The organism is Dehalococcoidia bacterium (assembly GCA_025060295.1).
Classification (GTDB): domain Bacteria; phylum Chloroflexota; class Dehalococcoidia; order Lucifugimonadales; family HRBIN23; genus HRBIN23.
In genome coordinates this window covers 129,856-150,567 of record JANXCH010000023.1, presented here as the reverse complement: position 1 = coordinate 150,567, position 20,712 = coordinate 129,856, and the positions used below count along the sequence as shown (strand labels likewise).

The 20,712-nt window shown below is 64.1% G+C and carries 23 protein-coding genes; 6 read left to right on the top strand and 17 right to left on the bottom strand.

The window, feature by feature from the left end; all coding sequences use genetic code 11:
* Positions 1–102: 102 nt before the first annotated feature.
* Complete coding sequence (locus NZ951_08460; protein ID MCS7207937.1) at positions 103–1,359, bottom strand: MFS transporter; 1,257 nt, start codon at positions 1,357–1,359, stop codon at positions 103–105.
* Between the two features lie 86 nt (positions 1,360–1,445).
* Between NZ951_08460 and NZ951_08455 the strand changes: the two genes are divergently transcribed.
* Positions 1,446–1,874 (top strand): hypothetical protein, encoded by a 429-nt coding sequence (locus NZ951_08455; GenBank protein MCS7207936.1) that lies wholly within the window; start codon positions 1,446–1,448, stop codon positions 1,872–1,874.
* Here NZ951_08455 and NZ951_08450 read toward each other — a convergent pair.
* Together NZ951_08450 and NZ951_08445 are read right to left on the bottom strand one after the other, a co-directional pair.
* Positions 1,851–3,332, bottom strand: coding sequence for an FGGY-family carbohydrate kinase (locus tag NZ951_08450; protein MCS7207935.1), 1,482 nt, complete (start codon positions 3,330–3,332; stop codon positions 1,851–1,853). The two genes, NZ951_08455 and NZ951_08450, sit on opposite strands and share 24 nt — an antisense overlap.
* A 19-nt stretch (positions 3,333–3,351) precedes the next feature.
* Positions 3,352–3,510, bottom strand: a complete 159-nt coding sequence (locus tag NZ951_08445; GenBank protein MCS7207934.1) for a hypothetical protein — start codon at positions 3,508–3,510, stop codon at positions 3,352–3,354.
* Here NZ951_08445 and NZ951_08440 point away from each other — a divergent pair.
* Entirely contained in the window at positions 3,497–3,820 is a 324-nt protein-coding gene (locus NZ951_08440) for a hypothetical protein (GenBank protein ID MCS7207933.1), read from the top strand. The two genes, NZ951_08445 and NZ951_08440, sit on opposite strands and share 14 nt — an antisense overlap.
* A 13-nt stretch (positions 3,821–3,833) precedes the next feature.
* Here NZ951_08440 and NZ951_08435 read toward each other — a convergent pair whose 3' ends face one another.
* The 13 genes from NZ951_08435 to NZ951_08375 are packed head-to-tail and all read right to left on the bottom strand — an operon-like array spanning position 3,834 to position 16,252.
* Positions 3,834–4,817, bottom strand: a complete 984-nt coding sequence (locus tag NZ951_08435; GenBank protein ID MCS7207932.1) for a 3-phosphoglycerate dehydrogenase — start codon at positions 4,815–4,817, stop codon at positions 3,834–3,836.
* Positions 4,814–6,187, bottom strand: a complete 1,374-nt coding sequence (gene hpnE, locus NZ951_08430; GenBank protein ID MCS7207931.1) for a hydroxysqualene dehydroxylase HpnE — start codon at positions 6,185–6,187, stop codon at positions 4,814–4,816. The genes NZ951_08435 and hpnE overlap by 4 nt, the downstream gene beginning before the upstream one ends.
* The gene (hpnD, locus tag NZ951_08425) at positions 6,145–7,032 is read right to left on the bottom strand and encodes a presqualene diphosphate synthase HpnD (protein ID MCS7207930.1); all 888 of its coding nucleotides are present in this window, start codon (positions 7,030–7,032) and stop codon (positions 6,145–6,147) included. Before hpnD ends, hpnE begins: the two co-directional genes overlap by 43 nt.
* A gap of 15 nt (positions 7,033–7,047) precedes the next feature.
* Complete coding sequence (locus NZ951_08420) at positions 7,048–8,067, bottom strand: carbon-nitrogen hydrolase family protein (GenBank protein ID MCS7207929.1); 1,020 nt, start codon at positions 8,065–8,067, stop codon at positions 7,048–7,050.
* A gap of 11 nt (positions 8,068–8,078) precedes the next feature.
* The gene (locus tag NZ951_08415) at positions 8,079–8,411 is read right to left on the bottom strand and encodes a nucleotidyltransferase domain-containing protein (protein ID MCS7207928.1); all 333 of its coding nucleotides are present in this window, start codon (positions 8,409–8,411) and stop codon (positions 8,079–8,081) included.
* Complete coding sequence (locus tag NZ951_08410; GenBank protein ID MCS7207927.1) at positions 8,387–8,764, bottom strand: HEPN domain-containing protein; 378 nt, start codon at positions 8,762–8,764, stop codon at positions 8,387–8,389. The genes NZ951_08415 and NZ951_08410 overlap by 25 nt, the downstream gene beginning before the upstream one ends.
* 3 nt (positions 8,765–8,767) lie before the next feature.
* Entirely contained in the window at positions 8,768–9,682 is a 915-nt protein-coding gene (gene hpnC / locus NZ951_08405) for a squalene synthase HpnC (protein ID MCS7207926.1), read from the bottom strand.
* A gap of 8 nt (positions 9,683–9,690) precedes the next feature.
* Complete coding sequence (locus NZ951_08400; protein ID MCS7207925.1) at positions 9,691–10,197, bottom strand: secondary thiamine-phosphate synthase enzyme YjbQ; 507 nt, start codon at positions 10,195–10,197, stop codon at positions 9,691–9,693.
* Between the two features lie 21 nt (positions 10,198–10,218).
* Entirely contained in the window at positions 10,219–12,249 is a 2,031-nt protein-coding gene (gene shc / locus NZ951_08395) for a squalene--hopene cyclase (protein ID MCS7207924.1), read from the bottom strand.
* Complete coding sequence (locus NZ951_08390) at positions 12,246–13,289, bottom strand: NAD-dependent epimerase/dehydratase family protein (GenBank protein ID MCS7207923.1); 1,044 nt, start codon at positions 13,287–13,289, stop codon at positions 12,246–12,248. The genes shc and NZ951_08390 overlap by 4 nt, the downstream gene beginning before the upstream one ends.
* Before the next feature lie 10 nt (positions 13,290–13,299).
* Positions 13,300–14,040, bottom strand: a complete 741-nt coding sequence (locus NZ951_08385; GenBank protein MCS7207922.1) for a hypothetical protein — start codon at positions 14,038–14,040, stop codon at positions 13,300–13,302.
* Positions 14,041–14,053: 13 nt separating this feature from the next.
* Positions 14,054–15,184 carry an adenosyl-hopene transferase HpnH gene (gene hpnH, locus NZ951_08380; protein MCS7207921.1) on the bottom strand — a complete coding sequence of 377 codons (1,131 nt, stop codon included), beginning with the start codon at positions 15,182–15,184 and terminating at the stop codon, positions 14,054–14,056.
* A gap of 18 nt (positions 15,185–15,202) precedes the next feature.
* Entirely contained in the window at positions 15,203–16,252 is a 1,050-nt protein-coding gene (locus tag NZ951_08375; protein MCS7207920.1) for a polyprenyl synthetase family protein, read from the bottom strand.
* A 184-nt stretch (positions 16,253–16,436) separates the two neighbouring features.
* Between NZ951_08375 and NZ951_08370 the strand changes: the two genes are divergently transcribed.
* From NZ951_08370 to tatC, 3 genes are read left to right on the top strand one after another with little or no spacing between them, the layout of a single operon-like run.
* Positions 16,437–17,678, top strand: a complete 1,242-nt coding sequence (locus NZ951_08370; GenBank protein ID MCS7207919.1) for a class I SAM-dependent RNA methyltransferase — start codon at positions 16,437–16,439, stop codon at positions 17,676–17,678.
* Entirely contained in the window at positions 17,675–17,935 is a 261-nt protein-coding gene (locus NZ951_08365) for a twin-arginine translocase TatA/TatE family subunit (protein ID MCS7207918.1), read from the top strand. The genes NZ951_08370 and NZ951_08365 overlap by 4 nt, the downstream gene beginning before the upstream one ends.
* A gap of 6 nt (positions 17,936–17,941) precedes the next feature.
* The gene (tatC, locus tag NZ951_08360; protein ID MCS7207917.1) at positions 17,942–18,706 is read left to right on the top strand and encodes a twin-arginine translocase subunit TatC; all 765 of its coding nucleotides are present in this window, start codon (positions 17,942–17,944) and stop codon (positions 18,704–18,706) included.
* Here tatC and NZ951_08355 read toward each other — a convergent pair.
* Positions 18,703–19,362, bottom strand: coding sequence for an acVLRF1 family peptidyl-tRNA hydrolase (locus NZ951_08355; protein MCS7207916.1), 660 nt, complete (start codon positions 19,360–19,362; stop codon positions 18,703–18,705). The genes tatC and NZ951_08355 overlap by 4 nt on opposite strands.
* 219 nt (positions 19,363–19,581) lie before the next feature.
* Here NZ951_08355 and NZ951_08350 point away from each other — a divergent pair, with 219 nt between their 5' ends.
* Positions 19,582–20,712, top strand: a complete 1,131-nt coding sequence (locus tag NZ951_08350; GenBank protein ID MCS7207915.1) for an XdhC family protein — start codon at positions 19,582–19,584, stop codon at positions 20,710–20,712.

Here is a 20,712-nt window from a genome sequence, read left to right as displayed (position 1 = left end):
CTCCTGCCCCCGCACCAGCACAAAGTCGGTGAATGTCCCGCCTATGTCTACACCGATGATGGTCTGCATAGGTCTCCTCGCCTCCAGTGAGGATGCACTGCGCTACGGTGCATGGACGGCGCTCCGCCGTTTCCGAATGTGTAAGACCGACAGGGCGCTGATCCCCATCAGGGCACCCACACCTCCCAACCCAAAGGCGAACCCCCAACGCAGGCCCTGGGGCGCGGCATCCAGCACTCGCCCCGCTGCGATTGGAGCACCTACCCCTGTGAGAAAGCCCAAGAAAGTGTGCAATGCCAGCGTGGAGCCTAATAAGGACGGCATCGCCTCCTCAGTGATAGCAGTGGAGTAGATAGCCGAATCCGCAGCAATGGCAAAACCGTAGAGGATCCCCACCCCTACCAGCATCCCCAGAGGGACTCCCCCCAACCACCCCAGAGCAAAGGAGACGGCCCCGCTGACGGCGGCCAGACTCATGGCCCCGAGGGTGCGCCCCACCCGGTCCGACAGCAGACCTCCCACAAAGGGCGCCACCACTCCTGCCGCCAGCATTATGCTGGACAGCGTGGCTGCTTGGGAGATCGCTTCCTCCGGCTCCCTGCCCCTTGCCTGGAGGAGATCCGCCAGGAACGGAGCAAGCCACACCCGAGCGATGTATAGTTCCCAGGTGTGCATAGCATACCCTACGATGACCAGCAATGGGCCGACCTGCGTCAGCGCCCGCAGGTCCAGCCGCCCCCTTGGGCCCCCCGCATCCTGCTCCCCCGCCTTCCCCCACCCAACCAAAGGGATGGCCAGGAACAGGGCCAGCCCTCCTAGCGCCGCCGTCGTCAGGTAGGCACTCCGCCAGCCCGTAACCAACAGCAACGCCCCCATAAGGGCTAATGAAGCGCTACTGCCAGCATAGAAGGCGCTGACAAAGGTGCCCACCGCTCCCCCTCGCCCGCGGTGCCGGAAGCGGTGCGCCACAATGCGGATGCCCGGCACATAGACCCCTACCAGAGCCACCCCTGCGAGAAAGCGGAACAGGAGACCTGACCAGAAGTTATCGGCAAGCAACGGGAAGAGCACATTAGTAACGATAGACAGCATTACGGCGGTGGTGAATACCCGCTCCGGCGGCCAGCGGTCGGTCAAAGGCACCACCACCAGGGACGCCAGCGCGAACCCCAACAGATAGGCCGAGAAAAGCGCCCCCGCCTGGGCATTGGTTAGCCCCCATTCCTGACGAATGATGGGGAGGGCGGCCACATAACTGGCGAAGGGCAAAAGCACCAGGAGCATGGCGGCGCTTATCCCCGCCAGCCACCCGATGCTGCGCAGACCTGAGCCTTCCCGCACAGGGCTGGGTAGCCCCATTGAGGAACTCCCCGGCCTCTCTTGTATCCTTCCAGTCTACCATAGGGATTGACGCATTTCGCCTTATACCATAGGGTAATAAGGACATGCCCTTGCGCATGATTCGCCCCTGGCTGTTTATCGCCTACGGCCTTCCCCAGGAGGGGGAAATCCCTGACCAGTGGGCACGCCTGGACCTCCACGAGGGTCAAGCCCCTCTCGGCCCCCACGCTCTCCACTTACCCATCGGCGATGGGCTTCCCTGGCCGGCCCCCTTCGTGGAACGCCTCGTAACCTTCGCCCGCCGGCAGCGTCAGGAGCATCGGCCCCTGGTGGTGCAGTGCGTCCTGGGCGTCAGCCGAAGCCCCGCAGCCGCCGTAGCCATCCTGTGCGATGCCGAAGGCCTGACCGTTGACCAAGCCCTTCAGGAAGTCCAGCGCCTGCACCCTATTGCCCAGCCCCGCTTGGCCATCCTCGCCTCCCTGCGGGCCTACTTCGCCCTCCGCTCCCCCCTACCTCCACCCCATCCCCCCTAGACCTCGCTCCGCCCGCCGCCATGCCTGGTAACAGTCGTGATAGGCGGCAACCAGGTGATCTCGGGGCCTATGCACTGCGCACGGAGGCTTGCGTTCCAATGCGCCGATGCTGTGGAGACCCGCCAAGCCGGCGCCCAATGCCGATGCCGACGGATGGGGAGCCCCATACACCTCCCTCCCCAGCACCTGGGCCATAAGAGGGGCAAGCACCGGCAGACGCAGCAAACCCCCTGCCAGGTGCACCGCACCCACCCGCTCCCCGCTCACCTCCTCCAGCAGTTCCAGACATGCCCGCACCGCAAAAACAATGTTTTCTATGACAGCGCGGGCTAAATGCCCTCGCCCCACAGGGCTGAAGGAGAGGGGCACCGGCAGAAGCCACCCCCCTAAGCGCACACCTGGGTGAGAGAGGTCTAACGCAGTCGGCCCCAGGAGGGCCATCACGCCCCCGCTTCCCGGCTCCACCGCCTCCACATCCCGCTCTAGACGCCCCCAAGCCCGTGCCCCCCTCCCGTAGAGGGTATCCACCGTCCATTGCAGGGCGCGTCCCCCGTCGCCGGCGTTGGCTTCGGCCGTCCAGAAAGCGCTGTCGGGGAACAGGCCCACCCAAGTGCGGCGTTGTTTATCAAAGCGTGGGGTAGCAGTCAGCAGTTGCACCGCGGTGCTCCAGCCCAACACCACCCCTCCCTGCCCTGCCGATTGGACGCCCGCCGCCCGCAGGGCGCACTGGGTGTCGGGACCGGCCACCACCACCGGCGTGCCCTCGGGCACGCCCACCAGGGCCGACCCTTCCCGGGTGAGTTGCCCCCGCACCGTTGATGCCTGAAAAAGAGGGGGAAACCAATCATCCCGCAAACCCAGAGTGCGTGTCAAGCCCGTAGCCCATTGGCGCTCCCTAATGTCCAAAAGCCCCGCCTCCCCCGCCAGGGACATCTCCGCCCCCACCACCCCCGTCAGGCGATAGGCCAGCCAGTCGGCCAACGGTAATACCACAGTAGCCCGCCGATAGGCTTGAGGGCGATGCTCCCGCAGCCACACCAGCCGGCTCCAGGGGAAAAACAACGACGGCAGGTGCCCCGTAGTGGAATACATCATCTCCCCATACGCCTCATCCAGGGCACCCCCCTCAAAAACGGCGCGCAAGTCAATGTTGGGGCCCAGGTAGATCTCCTTCCCCTCGTTGTCCAGCAGAGCCACGCCTTGGCGCATGCTGGTCAGGGCCACCACCGCTACATGTGCCCCTGGACTGTGGGCGAGGACTTCCTGGGCAACGGCCTGCACCGCCTTGAGGACAGTGGGGGGGTGCATCTGGCGCGCCAAGGGGGAGACACCCCGGGGCACCAAAAGGGGCGTAGGGCGGCGGGCTTCACCACGCACACACCCCCGGCTATCCACCAGAAGAGCCTTGAGGGTGCTGGTACCTATGTCCAACGCCAACGCGCAAGGGCCGTGAGACACAGGAGCGCTCATCCCAGAGTTATTGAGCCCCCAGCAGGGTCATAAAAACGGGCAAAAAAGTGCCCATGCCCCCTTGCACTCCGCCCTCCCAGGGGCTACACTGCACAGCGATGCTGTAGTCAGGGCCTCGGGCGATGCCCCGAGGCCTGCGGGAGGTTGTAGATATGGCGAGCCTCACGCTGGACCGCTCCTCGGGGGATGACCCCCTCCTGGCCATTCGCCGTGTACCCAACCTTGTGGCCCAACTGCTGGCAACCCTTTTACGCCTGCTTTTAGTGAGCCTGGAACTACTGTTGAGCCTTATCGCAGTGCCCCTTACCCTCCCCCTCCTGCTCCTGCGGATGCTCTCGTGGGGATGCTCCATGCTGGACTCCACCCTCGGTGGGGGGACACAGGGGCGCACCGCACCCAGGGGCCTCCCCCCCGTGGGGATAACCGAGCCCAGTGCGCCGGAGCCGGTGCGCCGTCCCGAGCGGGCACGCCCGTAGGCATCCACAGCAGTCATCTCCTGCTTCTCCAGACGGCGGGATTAGCCAGATGGCGGGGGCGTTTCCCAGCCAGCCATCGCTGCACATCCTCTGTAACCATTGCTGAATAGCGGGCGATCGTCTCCTGAGTTGCGCCCCCAATGTGCGGGGTCAGCACCAGGTTAGGACAGGCCAGCAAGGGGCTCTCCGCAGGAAGCGGGGAGGCCTCGAGGACGTCCAATGCCGCTCCCGCCAGGCGCCCTGTCTGCAAGGCCTGGCACAGAGCATCCGTGTCCACCAGCGCACCGCCCCCCGTGTTCACCAGAAAGGCGGAGGTCTTCATAAGGGCCAGGCGCTCAGCGTTGAGCAGATGGCGGGTCGCCGGGGTATCGGGGGCGTGGAGACTCACGAAGTCGGCCTCAGCAAGCAATGCCTCTAAAGACACCAGGGTAACTCCCCGCAGAGGCTTTGCATAAGGGTCCGTGGCGATCACCCGCATCCCCAGGGCACGCCCCATCCGCGCCACCCGCCGCCCAATGGTCCCCAACCCCACCACGCCCAAAGTTTTCCCCCTCAATTCCACCCCCCGAAAGCGCTGATAGGCTTCCAGGGGATTGCGCCACTGCCCGGCACGCACGTAGCCCTCGGCCTGGGGGATGCGGCGCGCCAGAGCTAGCAGCAGCCCGATGGCCAACTCGGCCACCGCCTGGGCGTTGCGCCCGGGCGTGTGCACCACCACCACTCCCTGCGCTGTGGCCGCCTCCAGGTCAACCTGATTGGTGGCCTGGCGGCAGAGCCCCACAAAACGCAGAGGCGAATCAGGGCCGAATACCTCGTCAAAAAAGAAGTCTATCTCGCTGACCACCGCCGCGATGTTTTCGGCACGCAGACGGGAAGCCAACTCTGCCGGGTCCCACAGACGTTGCGTCTGCGTCCACGGCTCGTAGAGCACCTCCACCTTCTGCCGTAAACGCTCCAGAGCCTCTGTGGTGAAGGGGGCAAGGATGAGCACTTTCACGGAAAGCTCCGTACCACCGCCTGGGCAGCCAGCAGACCGCTCCGAACGGCTCCCTCCATCGTTGAGGGCCATCCGGTGCGCGTCCAATCGCCGGCGAGGAAAAGGTTCGAGATAGGGGTCTGGTGGGGAGGCCGAAGGGCCTCAACGCCAGGGGAGGGACAGAAAGTCGCCTGGCGAATCACCACCGCTCGGGCGTGCACAAGGTGAGCCAGGCCCGCCTCGGGGAAGAGACGCTGCATTTCCCTCCCAAAAGTTTGCAACACTTGCTCTTGTGGCACTCCCACATACTCCTGTGCACCGCTGACGGTGATGCTGATGTACTGGCCAGGCCCCTCTAATCCCCACAGGGCGGTCTTGTTGAACACCCACTGCACGGAGCTGTTCAAGAAGCCCACGAACGGCTCCCGCATCACAGGCCGGTCATACCAGAGGTGGATGTTCAGGATGGGCACACCTCGCAGGCGTCGCAGGGGGACGAAGAAAGGGTGCTCCGCCCAGCCGGAGTTGAGCAGATGCAGAAGCGTGTCCCAGGGCACAGCCAACACAAACACGCGTCCCCACACCCTTTGCCCATCCACAAGAACCACGCTCTCTACCTGATCCCCGTTCCACATTAGACCAGCGACGGCCACCCCGGTAAGTACCCGTCCCCCTCTTTCTGCCAGATAGCGCTTCACCGCCTCCTCCACCAGGGGCGAGAGGGGCACCGTCGCCCATCCTATGTCTGCTGTGTGGGGACCGGCCAGGAGGGCCTCCTGCACCACCATTAGGCCCGCCGTTGCGCTGACCTGGCTGGGGAGAGCGTTCAAAGTGGCTAGGATAATCGGCTCCCACAGGCGCTGGATGATGCGGGGCGTCTGGCTCTGGCGCAGAAGCCACTCCTGAAAGGTACCACTTTCCAGAGACCTCTCGGCGCCTCGGCGGTCGGTGCGCCACGCCGTGAGCATCCCCCGCATCGCCCGTGCCTTCTCGCTGGGCATCAAATGGGGATAGGCCACAAACCCTCGGAGAAGGTGAAGGGGAGAGGGGAGCCACGGCTGGGAGAAGAGAACGCCTCGGATGCCCGTGTGGGCGTCCACGATGGGCACCTGCAGGCGGGACTGGATAAAAACTTTGTGGTATACGCCCAAACGCTTGAGGAAATCCAGATAGGCGGTAAAGCAGCGCATGAACACATGCTGCCCCAGGTCTACGGGGTGCTGAAGGAGGGGGTCAAGGAACGACGAGGCCCTCCCCCCCAGCCAGCGTCGCTTCTCCAGCAGAGTAACCTGCCAGCCCCTATCGGCCAGGGCGCACGCCGCCGCCAGCCCCGCCAGTCCCCCACCAACTACCACGCAGGAACGGGGGTAGGCAGACTGCTCTGCACCCATAGACGCACCATCAGGAAAGCCTTCTCGCGCCCCGAAAGGGCGATGCGCCGTCCGAATACCTGGTAGTTTTCGGCCTCTATCTTGTCCAGAACCCGACGGTAGATACCCCCTAACACTGCTGGGCACGCCCGCGAGCGCCACGCCAGCAAAGGCAGCAGTGGACGCGCAGACCGGAAAAAACCCCGCGCCCGCTGGGCCTCAAAGGCCATCAAAGCCCGAAAGGCAGGGTTATATACCCCTCTAACAAGATCGCTTTCACTGTAGCCAAAGCGGGCCATGTCCTCCTGGGGGAGGTAAATCCGTCCCCGGCGAGCGTCCTCCTCCACATCCCGCAGGATGTTGGTCAACTGCATAGCCAGGCCCAAATGTTCTGCATAGGAGCGTGCCGAGGGATGGCGATAGCCGAAGATCTCCACGCACACCAGCCCCACGGCACTGGCCACCCGGTAACAGTAGCCCTTCAGCGCCTCAAAGGTGGGGTAGCGGTGCACCGTCAAGTCCATCTCCACCCCCTCCAGAATGGCCTCCCAATAGTGTTGGGGAATGGGATAACGGCGCACCATATGGGCCAGGGCGGTGAACACGGGGCCGTCGGGTTCGCCCGCATAGGCCTTTTGGAGGGCGTGGCGCACCTCCCGCAAGCGCAAAACCTTCTCCTCCGCTGTCCCCGCCTCATCAGCGATGTCGTCGCACAGCCGACAGAAGGCATAGGCGGCGTAAATGGCCATACGCTGGGGGCGGGGGAGGGTAACGAAGGCATAGTAGAAGTTGCGGGCCTGGGTCTTGGCCACCTGCCAACAGTAGCGATACGCCGCTTGCACATCGGGAGGCACAGCAGCCACCACAGTGCCCCCTTATACTCATAGTTCGTCGGGGATCTGCTCAGGGCGCACGGGCATGGGAGGCTCCTGGAAAGTGGCGGGCACCTGCCGCGCCCGGGAGATGGTAACCTGGAACACATCGGGGCGAGCGTAATGGCCCACCACATCCAGGCTCTGTTTACGGGCGGGGATTTCATTCAGGTCAATGTCGGCATAGAGGATGCCCTCCCCCTCATAGAGGGGGCCGGCCAGGTAACGCCCGTTGGGGCCGATGATGGCGCTCCCCCCTACCAGGAGGGGGTCCTCCCAGGATTGGGCCTGTTCGGCCAGTTCAAAGTCCTTGGGGAGGTCCCCGCGGGTCATCCACGCCGAGGCGCACAGTACGAAGCACCGCCCCTGGTAGGCGTAGTGGCGGTTGGCCACCTGGTGCATCTCCCCCTCCACCGTGTCCTTCCCGTAGGGAGAGGGCCACGGCCACAAGGCGGCGTGCAGCTGCTCGCCCTGCGCCCACAGGGCGTAGCCTGTCAAAGGCATCCAATGCTCCCAGCAGATCAGCCCCCCCAGACGCCCCACCTCCGTCTCGTAGACCCGTAGACCGCTCCCATCTCCCATACCCCACACGGTGCGCTCGTGGAAAGTGGGCATCAGTTTGCGATGTTTCCCCAAGAGGCGCCCATCCTTACCGATGAACAGGATGGAGTTATAGAGAGTGCCACGCCCGAACTCCCGCTCCCGCTCGTTGATGCCCATCACCACATACACCTCGGCCTTGCGGGCGGCGCGGCAGAGGGCGTCCACTGGGGGAGAGGGCACCTCCACCGCATTGTGGTAAAGACGCACGAACAGGCGATGCCCCGTGCGCAGTTCCCGCCAGGACTGAATGCGGGAGGCCCAGATGGGATAGCCCGGTATCCAGGTTTCAGGGAAGACAACTACGCGCGCCCCCCGCCCCGCAGCCTCCTCAATGAGGCGAATGGCCTTCTCCACAGTGGCATCCCTGTCCAGAAAAACAGGGGAGGCCTGCACCACAGCGGCACGAAAAGTGGGAAGTGCGTCCATAGGCTTGTCTCCTAGCTTGTTGGCGTGATGTCCATACCCTCGGTGACGGCGGTCTGCACCAACCCTATCTGCTGGGAGAGGGTGTCAAACTCCTCGGGGGTGTAGCAAAAAAGGTCTACCCGACGCCAGCGCACGTATCGGCGCAGGAGGACATCCCTATTGGGGAAGGGGATGTCCCGGAACTCGGGAGCCACCACCAGCACATCCCAATCGCTATGCTCCCAGGCATCTCCACGCGCACGGGAGCCGAAAAGGATGACCTTCAGGGGATGCACCCCCGCCTGCCGACACGTGGCGGCCAAAGCCTCTTGCAAACCCTTTATGTCAGGTGGGGCCGTGCCCATGCCAACACCCTCTCGGCCATCTCCAGGTGCATCCGTGCCGATGCCTCGGTATAGAGTCGGGCAGGCACGGCGTTGGCTGCGTTGGGGTAGCGGGTTGTTACATAGTCCGAGGTCAGCTCCCGTGCCGCGTCCAAAACCTCCGCTGGTGCAGAAAGGGCCTCGGCCAGTTCCACCACATCGTGGGTGAAGATGGCCCGCTGGAAGCGGGCTTGGTAGCAGGCTTGCGGGGCTTTCTCGGCGGCCTGCTGGGCGAAAAAGACCGAAGCGTAATAGCGCTCCACCTCCAGTAACCGACGGGCGGTTACCACATCCTCCTGGGCCTGCTCCCATAAGCGTTGGGTTTCGGGCCGCATCCCCTACACCTGCCCGCGCACCTTCATCCCCACCAGGGTCTTCAGCAGAAGCCACACCTTGCGAGGCTTGGAGACAACGGGGCGACGGGTGAGGGTATCATACCCTTGACGCTCTATGGCGTCCAACACCGCCAACCCCCCTAGGGAGAACAGTTTTATGTCTAGACGCACAAGGCCTTCCACCTTCTCCACCAGTGCCAGGCCTTGCTGGAACAGAGCGCGGGTGCGCTCCACCTCAAAGGCCATGAGGCGTCGGAAGGCGTCGTTCACCACACCCTGCGCCAAATCCCCTTCGGTATAGCCGAAGCGGGCCATATCCTCCAGAGGTATGTAGATACGCCCCTTGTCCCAGTCGCGGCGCACATCCTGCCAGAAGTTGGTCAGTTGCAGGGCGGTGCAGGTGGCATCGGCCAGGCGCTGGCGCTCGGCATCCCGATACCCGAACAGGTACAGGAACAGGTGCCCCACCGGGTTGGCCGAATGGTCGCAGTAAAAGAGCAGGTCTTGGTAAGTGGGCCAACGGGTGTGGCGCTGGTCTAGGCGGTTGGCCTCTATGAGTTTGAGGAACGGGGTTAGGGGGATATCAAAGGTGCGGATGGTGGCTTGGAGGGCCTTCAGATAGGGATGGCGGGGGGTATCGGTATAGCATCGGCGCAGGTCGGCCTCCCACTCGTCCAAGAGGGCTAGGCGATCCCCCTGGGCCTCGTCCCCCAAGTCGTCTACCGTGCGGCAAAAGGCGTAGATAGCGCACACATGGCGCAGTTTGTCCCGCGGCAGGAGCCAGGAGCCGACGGTGAAGTTCTCGTAGTGGGTGCGGGCGAGGCACACGCACAGGGCATACGCCTCATCTAAGGAGCACTCCGCCCTGCTGTCCAGCGGGAGGGTTGGAATCTGGGCCGGACGAGCCAGCAAGGGCACGGTGCCTCCTACGCGATACCCATGATCTGCACCACCAGTTCCCGGGGGCGAGGACGATCCAGTTCCACAAAAAAGATGCGTTGCCAGCGCCCGAGGGCGAGCCTGCCGTTGACGATGGGGATGGTCTCGCTGGCCCCCAGAAGGCTATGTTGGCAATGGGCGTGCCCGTTGGGGCACTCGTCGTCGTTCATGTTGACGGTGCGGATGGTGAAATCGTTGTGCTGGTAGTAGGCGTTGCGGGGGGCCAGGCGCTCCAGGAAACGTTCCATATCTGCCAGGAGCAGAGGCTCCATCTCGTTGAGGATGACAGCGGCGGTGGTGTGGCGTGAGAAAACCACGGCAATGCCGTTGGAGACTCCCGCTTCCTGCACTAGGCGTTCCACCTGTGGGGTGCAGTCGATAAACTCCGGGGCTTTACTACTGTGGAGGCTCACCACATAGGTTCGGCACCACCACGCCGTGCCCTGGTGTGAAGCCAACAAAGTGGGTTTGCCCAGATGTGTCTGCATGGTCATCGCCACGCCACCTCCTAATGTCTAGTTTAGAGTGCTTTTGGGGGCGCCGGTGCGCTTCCATCGGAGCCAACGCCCCAAAGCCATCAAGGGCCAGTAGTTGCGATACAGGTGGTAGTTAATCATGAAGGCGTAGGGCAGTTCGGTGCCCTGATATCCAGGCTCCCCTGGCCGTGGGGGGCGGGTCAGCCGTCGGCCAATGCCGTACCCTGGGAAGCCTGTGCCCGTGTAGTAGGGTTCGTCCCAAGTGCCGTCGGACCGTTGGGTGCGCACCAAATACTCTAGCCCCCGAGCCACAGCGGGGTGCTCCCACAGCCCGCCGGCCATCAGGGCCATCAAGGCCCAGGCGGTCTGGGAGGCGGTGCTCGGCCCCTTCCCTCGCAGGGAGAAGTCGGCATAGGAGGCGCAGGTCTCCCCCCATCCTCCGTCGGGATTCTGGTGGGCCAGAAGCCACTTCACGGCGCGCCGCACAGCAGGCTGGCTCATATCCTCTCCCACGGCCTCCAGGGCGGGGAGCACTGCCCCCACTCCGTAAAGAGCGTTCACCCCCCACCGCCCGAACCAGGCACCGTCAAACTCCTGCTGGGAGAGCAGGTAGCGCAGGCCTCGGGCCACCGCGGGATAGGTGCGGGGATATCCCAAGCGCCCCAGCAGTTCCAGGATATGCGCTGTAACATCCTCACTGGGGGGGTCTAGGGTCTCCCCAAAGTCGGCGAAGGGTATGTGAGCCAAGATCTCGCGCGTATTGTCCTTATCGAAGGCTCCCCACCCACCGTTTTTGCTCTGCATAGCCAACAGCCACCGCACCCCTCGCTGGATCGCCTCCGTCTTGGCCCGCTCCTCTTCGGGGGGTAACCGCGTGCGCGCCAGGGCCATGAGTACCTCGGCCGTATCATCGGTGTCGGGGTAAAGGTCGTTCTCAAACTCAAACGCCCACCCGCTCGGCTCCACCCCGCGCACCTTCACTGCCCAGTCGCCGGGGATGCGGATTTCCTGGGACAGGAGCCAGCGGGCGGCCCGCTGAAGAGCCGGATGGTCGGGAGGCAATCCGCTATCCAGAAGGGCGATCATGGTAAGGCATGTATCCCACACGGGCGAAATACACGCTTGCACCCGCCAGGTGTCCTTCTCCTCAATGGCGAAGCCCTCCAACCCCCGTAGGCCCGCCACCATAACCGGGTGGTGCAGCGGATACCCCAACACCTTCAAAGCCAGAAGGGAATACACCCACGGCGGCTGAATACCGCCCCATGAGCCGTCGGCCTCCTGGTGGGCCAGCACCCACGCCTCGGCACGGCGTAGGGCCGCGTGGCGCAAGGGCTTCCAGGGCGACCGCTCATACTGGCGCAAAAGGGCATCCGCCAGCCAGAAAAACCCCCGCCACGACAGCATCCGCCGTGGGGGAGGTATGCCCCACCTCATCCGGCTCTTGGGAATGGGGTATAGTTCATCCACCGCGGCCTCCGGAGGAATGGGGCACACGGGACGCAGGGCACGCACAATAGTCAGGGCCACGATGGTCGCCCGCGCCCACGAGGAGAACTCATAAATATTGATGGGCGACCAGGACGGTAAGAACATCATCTCCGGGGGGAGCATGGGCACCGCCCGCCAGTCCCACTGGCCGAAAAGCGCCAGCCATATCTTGGTGAACACCCGTGTGGCGGGCACCCCTCCGCGGGAAAGGATAAACTCCCGCGCGCGGCGCATGGGCTCGGCATCGGCGGGCACCCCCGCCAGTTTCAAGGCGAAGTAACACTCCACCGAGGTGCTCACATCCCCGCGGGGGGCGGCGTAATATTGCTCCCACCCCCCGTCGGGCCTCTGCTTGGAAAGAATGTAGTTGACGATCTTCCGCCACCGCTCTTTATCGGCTACACCGAGAAAATGGGTCAGGAGCAGATATTCGGCCTCCATGGTGGGGTTAGAGGCCAGTTCGCCCCACCACCAGCCGGCGGCGTCCTGGATGCGCAGAAAGTAGTCCTGACTGCGCCGAACCGCCTCACTCACGGCAACGACCAAAGCCTCGTCGACACGGGGAGAGACCTGCGTCATGGGCGCACCTGGGCAGAGGGATTGCGTGTCAGAAGGGTGGTAGTGCGGCGGGGCACATAGCCGTGGTCCACAAACCATCGCACCGCCCGCTCCAGAGCCTCCTCAACCGAGGTTTGGGGCAGGCCCAGTTCCCGCACCGCCTTCCCACAGTCGGCGATGCGCCACTCCCGGGCGTGCAGAACCCCCTCCAACGGCAACAGCGGCTCCCGCCGCAGGAGGATGCCCTCCACAAAGTGGTCGGCGTAGGCTACCGTCAGGGCCAGGGGAATGGGGAGGCGTAAGCGGGGAGCCTTGCGCCCCGTGAGGGAGGCAAGAATGGCGAAGATCTCTCGCAGGGTGATGTTGCGGTGGCCCAGCAGGTAGCGCTGGCCTGTTCGCCCCTTCTGGTAAGCCAGCAGATGCCCCATCGCCACATCCTCCACGGCGATGAGGTTCAAAGTGGTGTGCACATAGGCGGGCGTGCGCCCCAGCAAAAAGTTGAGGACAATACGCCCCGTGGGCGTGGGCTTCACATCCCAGGGGCCGACGGGCACCGTCGGGTTGACCACTACCAGGTCTAACCCCTGCGGGACGAAAGACATCGCCTCCCGCTCCGCCAAGTACTTGGTGAGGCGGTAAGGGCCGGTGAGGCGGCGAGGGTCGGTGGGCGTCTGCTCGGTGATGGCTTGGCCGCGGGGAGGGGTGCTGAACACCGCCCATGTGCTGGTATGCACCACCCTTTTGACCCCGGCGCGCAGGGCTGCCTCACAGACGGCCCTCGTCCCCTCCACATTCACTCGGTAGAACTCCCGCGTGTCCCGCGCCCAAAAGGCATTCAGGGCTGCCACATGGAACACGGCGTCTAACCCGTCCATCGCTCGGGCGAGGCTGGTCGGCTGGGTCAGGTCGCCCACCACGCGTTCCACGGGGAGGCCCTCTAAAGCCACAAGGGGACTGGTGGGGCGTACCACAGCCCGCACCTGCCACCCCGCCTGGAGCAAGGTGCGCACCAGGTTGCTCCCTACGAACCCTGTTGCTCCCGTTACCAAGGCCTTTGGCATCGTTCTCTCCTTACGCCGCCTCCCGCTGGGCCTCCCACGCGTGTGTCAAGGCCACAAGGCCTTTCCCCAAAGCGTTTTGAGCCTGTAGCGCCGCCCTTCGCAAGCCCCACAAGCGGGGCCACCACCACGGATGCCACAACGCCCACCCCAGAGCAGCCCGCTCCATCGAGGAGCCTCTGTACCCTTCTAGGAAAGGGGGCAAGGCGTGGTGGAGGCTATCCATCACCACCCGCACCACCACGAAAGGGATGCCACGGGCGCGACAGGCCACGCCTACCCAATAACTCTCCAAGTCAGCAATGGAGGCATGAGTGGAATGGGCCAACAGACGCTTCTGGCGGGGCGAGACAAGGATTCGCCCCACCGTTACCGCCCCGTGCACCAGGCGCAACGCGGGGCCGAGAGCTCTCTGGCAGAAGGCAAGCCACTCGGAGTCCACCTCCACAATGGGCCCGATGCGTGCTGTGCCCACCCACTCCTCCAACAAACAGACCTGCTCCGGTGCCACCAGCAGCCCGGGCCGCAGACCCTCTTCCAGGCCTGCTACAAACCCGGTGGCTATCACCCCCTGGGGGCGATGGCGCGCCAGCGCCTCAATAGTGCGATCCACCCCCTCCCGTCCCACACCGCAGAGGGCCATAATCCATCCACGCTCCGGGGAGCGGTAGATCTGCACATTCCCCTCCTGCCACTGCTCCCGGCGGGGCGTGGCCTCCAGCACTTTGCGGACCTCCGTTTCCAGCGCGGCCACCAAGGCCAACATCCTAACTGACCCCGATGCCGCTCCGGTTCGTCAGGATCCCCCGGAGCATGGCCACCATATCCCCCGGGCGCTTCACCGCCCCAAAAATAGTCGCCGATTCAAATCCGCAGTGCATCATACAGTTGGCGCAGCGGGGGTCTTTCCCCACCCCATACTTCTCCCACAGGGCGTCGCTGAAGAGCTCCTGCACATTGTGCGTATGGGCATCGGCCAAGGGGTAGCAGGGCTTACGCCAGCCCAAGATGGTATAAGTGGGGTTGGACCAGGCGGTGCACTGATACCATCGCTCCCCGCGCAGGAAGGAGAGATACAGGGGATTGTTGTAGAAGCGGAAACGGCGCACCTTGTCGGGGGCGAGGATGCGTTTGAACACTTCAATGGACTCCTGGCGCTTCAGGAACACATCCTGATTGGGCACCATCTGGAAATCGTAGCCAGCCGAGAGCATTATGCCCTCAAAGCCCATCTGGGTAACAGTCTCGAAGAGTTCATAAAGGTCTTCGGCGTTGCTCCCCTTGAACAGGGTAGTATTGCAGCAGACCCGGTAGCCCATCTCCAAAGCCTTCTTGGAGGCGCGCATAGCCACTCGCCACACCCCCCGACGGGCCACCGAACGGTCATGCTGCTCCTCCATCCCGTCCAGGTGAATCACCCAGCACAGGTACTGGGAGGGGGGCACCTTGTGCAAGACCTTTTCCAGGAGCAGGGCATTGGTGCAGCAGAACACGAAATACTTGCGGCGCACCAGTTCGGCCAACAGCTCCGGCAAGTGAGGATACATTGTTGGCTCGCCCCCTGCGATGGAGACAATGGGGGCTCCTGAAGCCTCCACAGCCTGCAGACACTCCTCCAAAGTCAGCATGCGGTGGAGGACCGGCTCATACTCGCGGATGCGTCCACACCCCTCGCAGGTGAGGTTGCACGCCTCCAAAGGCTCCAGCATGGTCACCAAGGGGAAGCGTTTGCGCCCCTTCAGACGCTGGGCGATGATGTAGGTGAATAGGCGGATGCCCAGTTGCATAGGGCGACGCGGGCGCACGGGCTTTTCCGGACGGAATAGGCGCAAGGCCTCCTCGGCGGTAGTGATTTTGGGTGTGGGCTTGGCCGGTGCGGGGCGGATAGTGATCGCCACAGGTACCCTCCCTTCCCTCTACATGGGACGGTCAACGACGAAGTGAGCCAGTTCCTCCAGGGCATCGGCAGCCCAGGATGGGAGCACGGGACGGGCCAAGTTTAAAGCCTCCTGGCAGAAGCCGTGAGCCGTCCGCTGGGCGTATGAGCGCGCCTGCACTTTGTCCAAGATATCCAAAACCTGGGCAACCTGATGAAGGTTCATGCTCTCCCCCTGGTAGAAGGTGCGCAGGCGGGTCGCCAACTCCTGGGGGGCGTACTGCAGGGCATAGACGATGGGGAACGACTTTTTGCGCCGCACGATATCCGCTCCCACCGCCTTACCGGTCACAGCCCTTTCCCCCCAGATGCCCAGCACGTCATCCTGCACCTGGAAGGCTATCCCCAACAGTCTCCCCGCCTGTCGGAGGGCGTCCACGGCGGTCTCCGCAGCCCCTGCTACCAGCGTCCCCAAATGCAACGCCACGCCCATCAACGCGGCCGTTTTCTTGGAGACCATATGCAGATAGTCCTGCACGGTGATGTCCAGGCGGGTCTCGTAGCTCAAATCCAACACCTGCCCCTCGATCATCTCCAGATAGCCCTCCGTCAACACCCGAGACGCTTGCACCACCACCTGGGCCGAGACACCGCTCCAGTGTAACCGCAGGAGGGCAAGGTCGGCGAGCACCCGCAAAGCGTTGCCGGCGGTGAGAGCCTTGTTCACCCCCCACACCGCCCAGACTGTCGGTCGGTGCCGACGCTCCCGATCCCCATCCTGGATATCGTCGTGAATGAGGGAGAAGTTATGGATGCACTCCAACGCGACGGCAGCAGGTAAGGCACGCTCGGGGGGTGCCCCCATAGCCTCACAGGCGAAAAGGCATAAGGTCGGGCGCAGGCCCTTGCCTTGCTCCGCGACCGTGGGGTGCCCCTGGGCATCCACCCACCCCAGATGGTAGTGCAAAGGCAAAAGAAGGTCGGGTGCGGCCCCGCTCACCGCCCCGCGCAGGGCGGGCCCCAAGGCTTCCTGATAGGCCCCCAACAGGCGGGGCACTTGAGGTTTCACCTCGGCTCCGACCACGGGCACCCCCACGGCGACTCCGCACAGCCTGTTCGGGGGCATGCTAGCATCGGTATCCGATGCTGTCAAGCGCTGCATCACGGGGGGCCCCACTGCCTGGCGGGATAGCAACCTGCCGACCCCCTCAGACTGATACCCCCAAGACTTGGCAACCGTTTCTGGAGAGGGCTATAGTAAAGGCGAGGAGGCCATGCTGGGCACGGGTACCGCCCCTTCCCGCTTCGCACCTGGGCAACGCTTGCGTCTGACCCTGGGGGAGATGGGAGCATTGGGGGAATGTCGCGCCGAGGTTGAAGGCTTGCCCATATGGGTGTTTGGAGGCATCCCGCAAGAGGAGGTGGTGGCTGAAGTAGTGCGCTGGCGCAGGACCTATGCGGCCGCCCGTGTCGTAGAGGTGGTGTGCCCGTCCCCCCACAGGGTAACGCCCCCTTGCCCCTACTTCTGGCCCTGCACCGGTTGCCAATGGCAACACATCGCCTACCCGTATCAACTGCACCTCAAACGCCACCTGGTGCGCAAGGCACTGGCTACTGTGGACGCATTGGCTGATGTGCCCGTGCAAGAGACCCTCCCCAGTCCCCAGATTTGGGGCTACCGCAACCACGCCCGTATGACCATCGGCCCTCAGGGGAAAGTGGGCTTCGTCAACCGCACCACCCGAGAGTTCGTGCCCATAGACGCCTGTCTGCTCATGCACCCGTGGATCAATCAAGCCCTGGCCCACTTACAGGGCAAATGCGCTGAAACGAGCCAGATGTCCATCCGCTACGGGGTGCACACGGGGCAGTGGCTCATCCAACCCCCCTTGCACGAACCCAGTATCACCCTCGCCACAGGCCAGAAATATTATGAAGAGGCGTTATGGGGCCGTCGGTTCCGCATCGCATCCCCCTCTTTTTTTCAAGTGAACACCCTGCAAGCCGAACAGATGGTGCGGGTTGTTCGGGACGCCCTGGGCCTCAACGGGCAAGGCATCCTGGTGGACGCTTATGCAGGGGTGGGGACCTTCGGCATCCTCCTCGCCCCCTTCGTGACACGGGTCATCGCTATCGAGGAATCGGCCTCGGCTGTGGATGACGCCCGAATCAACGCCCAGGGCATCCCCAATATAGAGTTCCGTCAAGGGAAGGTGGAGGAAGTGCTCCCCACGTTAGAAACACACCCCGATGCGGTGATTGTGGATCCCCCCCGTCGGGGGTGCCATCCCGAAGCCCTGCACACCCTCAACCGTTTGGCTATCCCGCGGCTGATGTATGTGTCGTGCGACCTGGAGGCCCTCGTGCGCGACCTGACCCACTTGGTCAAGGGGCCCTATCGGGTGGTGTGGGTCCAGCCAGTGGACATGTTCCCCCACACCCACCATATTGAATGCCTCGCCCTGCTCGTCAGGAAAGACGCCGTGGGGTCTTCGCCCCAGGGGGATAGGGCGTGAACTTCCTGAACATCGGCCCGTTGGAGTTGCTGTTTATCCTCTTGGTGGCCCTCCTTCTGCTGGGGCCGGAGAAACTGGCCTCCACGGCTCGGCGTGTAGGGAAAACGGTCGCCCGTCTCCGCAGAGCCACGGAAGACCTCCCGTCCTTGCTGGACGAGATAGACCCCCCTCCTCCGCCCCCAGCGCCCCCCGAAGGGGCGCTTCCCCGGCCTCCACGCCAGGCACAGGAAAAAGCAGGCTCCCCACTCAAGGAGTAGGGGGGTATGATGCGGGACAGAAGCGCCCCCCTCCGCTATCACCTGCAAGAACTGCGTCGCCGCCTGCTCATATCCGTCCTTGCTGTGGCCATCGCCACGGCCATCTCCTTCGCCTTCTACAAACAAGAGGTGCAACTGCTGTTGCGGCCGGCCCAGGGGTATGCGTCCATTACCGGCCAACCCGTCTATACCGAGGTAACGGAACTGCTGGGAGTGGTGATGAAGGTCTCCCTCCTGTTCGGGTTTGTGGGGGCGTTGCCCGTGGTGCTCTACCAGGTGCTGATGTTTGTGGCCCCGGGCCTCACCGCCCAGGAGCGGCGCTTCGTCTTCACCGCCTTACCGGCTGCGCTTCTGCTTTTCGCGGGAGGCGTCGCCTTCGCCTACTTCATCCTCCTCCCCCCTGCCCTGCGCTTCCTGCTCACCTTCGCCAACGACATAGCCACCCCCATGATCCGCATCGGCGCCTATGTGAACATGGTCGTCACCCTTCTGTTTTGGGTGGGGCTGGTGTTTGAGATGCCGCTGGTGGTTTTCATCTTAGCCCGTTTAGGGGTGATTTCCCCCGACGCGCTCGTGCGGGGGTGGCGTTTGGCAGTTGTAGGTGCTTTCCTCCTGGCTGCTATCATCACCCCGACATTTGACCCGGTCAACCAGTCCCTGGTGGCAGGGCCCCTGGTCATCCTCTACTTCCTCAGCATCGGCCTGGCCTACCTGGCGCGTCGCCAGCACCGGGGAACCATCCGCTCCGTCGTCCGCACCCAGACTCCCTAACAGCCTCCCTCCCAGCAACCCGTCAGAGCCACCTGACTCTGCCACGCCAAGCCGACGGCATCTTCTAATACCTTCAGCCGCGGCTCGGGCACGGGCAGGTGGTGGGGATGCACCAGGGGCTTCACGCGTCCGAGAAAGGGGCACTCTTTCTCTAATTGCCGTAGGAGGAGACGGTCGCCGCCGAAAAAGATTGCCTCCAGGGAGGAAAGGCGCTCCCCCAGGCGCGCTGTGGCCTCTTGGCAGACCTCTTCCAGGAGGTGGTGCACCTGCTCCCGCCGCCTGCGCTCAAAGCGACGGGCGGAGGAGCCCCCAGCCCGATGCCGACCGTGCACATAGCGGGAACCTACTTTGTGCACCTCCAGGCTCTCCCCTTGGGCGATGCCCAGGGCATACCCCCCTCGACGCAGGAGCAGAAGGCCAAAGGACACGGGACGGCTGTACAGGGCGTGGAAGGTGGGGCTATGCCATGTGGCCTCCACGCCCGCCTGGCGGATAGCAAAGGGGGGCAACACCCACACCTGCCGTTCGGCCGACCAGAAGCACACCAGCCCCATAGGCCATTCCAGGGCACGCTGTGCCTGCTCCCCTAGTAGGGCCAACGCCTCGGCCGTAGGCCTATGGACACTGGCCAAAGGCGTCTGTGCGGCGCAGAGCACCGTGCAAGCCCCTGCTGGCCCTGGGGCGTGGTCTCTCACAAAAGTCAGCACCCTTTTCTTGCCCCACCATTCCCAGAGCGGCATCCCAGTCTCCCTCTGAGGCACTCACGGTCAGTGTAACCCATCCCCTGGGTGTTCGAGGGCGTCGTTTTCAGCCCGTCCCTTTCCCGTAAGAGCCAAAGGCGCTATAATAGCACACGACGGAGGGGAGGGAAGCCCATGCGCGTAGTGTTTGAAGAGGCGGTGCGCTGTTTGGAGCGGGGGGAGCGGTGCGTGCTGACCACGGTGGTGCGCACTAAAGGCTCCACTCCCCAGAAGCCTGGCGCACGCCTTTTGGTGCGGCAGGACGGCTCAGCCGTGGGCACCCTGGGGGGCGGATGCGTGGAAGGGGACATCTGGTTTGCCGCCAAGGTTCTGCTGCGGGAGGGGGGCGGGCCGCAGGTACGCGACTATGTGCTCAACGAGGAACTGGCAGCCCGCGATGGTCTGGTGTGTGGAGGCACCATGTATTTCCTCTTGGAGCCCCTGCTGGAGCCCCAGGTGTTCCTCCCCACGGCGCGGGCTATCGTGGAGGCCTACAGAGGCGGTCCCCCCGTCGCCCTGGCGTCCCTGCTCACCCCGCCCCAGGGCAGTTCCCTTGCCCCGGGCAGTAGACTTCTCATCCGCCACGATGGAAGCGCCCAGGGCACCCTGGGAAGCCCCGCCCTGGATGCCCTGGCCCTGGCGCGCGCCCCGCAGCTGATGCGCTACGGGGAGACGGCCTACATCGCCACCGAGGACGGTGTGGAAATTTTTGTGGAGGGATTCACCAGCCCACCCTGCCTGGTGGTCTGCGGAGGGGGACATATCAGTAAGGCCCTCTACACATTGGCCACCTTCTTGGGCTTCCGCTTCATCGTGATCGACGATCGCCCCGAATACGCCAATAAAGAGCGTTTCCCTCTGGCCGAGCAGACCATCGTCGCCCGCTATGACCAGGGCCTCGCTCAAGTGCCTATCAACGCCAATACCGCCGTGATAGTCGCCACCCGGGGCCACCGCTGGGATGACATGGCCTTGGAGGCGGCCGTGCGCTCGCCCGCCGGGTATGTGGGCCTGGTGGGAAGCCGCCGCAAGACCATCTTGATTTACGAGGAACTCCTGCGCAAGGGCATCCCCGAAGAGCGCCTGCGGGAGGTGCACGCCCCCGTGGGCCTGGACATCGGCGCCCGCACCCCCGAGGAGATCGCCCTCAGCATTATGGCTGAGGTCCTCATGGTGCGCACCCGCACCACCGGTCAGCCCATGCGCCTGGAGGAGCGCCTCCTGCAAAAGGCCAAAGAGAGGGCCCTGGCGCAGGCGCGGGGGTAG